The 954-nt window shown below is 59.0% G+C and carries 1 pseudogene; it reads right to left on the reverse strand.

Annotated elements, in window-relative coordinates:
- Positions 1 to 954, reverse strand: a pseudogene (locus AC066S_RS38935) (IS630 family transposase); the annotation flags it as partial.

The following is a 954-nucleotide window of genomic DNA, read 5'->3' on the forward strand; positions in this document are numbered from 1 at the left end:
GTACGCGTTGACGTAGGCATCGATGTGTTCCTGAAGCTGCTTGAGGCTTGTGAAGGAGGTGCCGCTGAGCGATTGTCCCTGCAAGATTGAGAACCATACCTCGACCTGATTGAGCCACGACGCACTGGTCGGCGTGAAATGGAATTGCACATTGGGATGGGCCTTGAGCCAGTTCTCATTCTTCTTGTGGGTGTTGAGGTTGTCGAGGATGACGTGAAGCTTCCGGCCCGGAAAGGCCGCGGTGAGGCTGTTCATGAAATCGAGAAACTCGACACGGCGACGGCGTTTTGAATGCGTAGCGATGATCTTTCCGGTGGCGACTTCGAGCGCTGCAAACAATGTTGTGGTGCCATGCCGCTTGTAATCGTGGCTCTGGCCGGTCAAGGCGCGGCCATTGGGCAACTTCAGATAGCCCTGCGCTCGCTCCAAAGCCTGGATCGAGGGCTTCTCGTCCACGCAGAGCACAATAGCCTTCGCCGGCGGGGCGACGTAAAGGCCAACGATATCGGCGGCTTTGGCCGTAAAGTTCGGGTCGTTGCTCTCACACCAGGACTTGCGAGCCGCGAGGTCAATCTTGTGGCTGCGCAGGAACCGCCAGACATATTGGACGTCAACATCGCCGAGCGCCTCGGCCGGCAGAGGGCCGGTCCAGCGCGCAAATCCTTACGGAGGCGGCTTATCCAGCAGCTTCAGAATCCGCTTGTCGGTCGTCTTCGTATAGATCGGCTGCTTGCCGGGCCGCGGCTTGTCTTGCAGCCCTTCAAGGTCTTGGTCGGCATAGCGATGCCGCCAAAGGCTGACAATCCGCGGCTGGACCCCAACTTCCTTGGCGATCGACCGGGTGCTGCACCCGTCCGCCGCCAACAGGACTATCCGCGCCCGCTTCAAATCGCGCTGCAATGTCATCGGTGAGCGACAACACGCCTCAAGCACCTTGCGATCTTTCTTTGAAAG

It is taken from the genome of Bradyrhizobium sp. CFUWI (assembly GCF_056429085.1).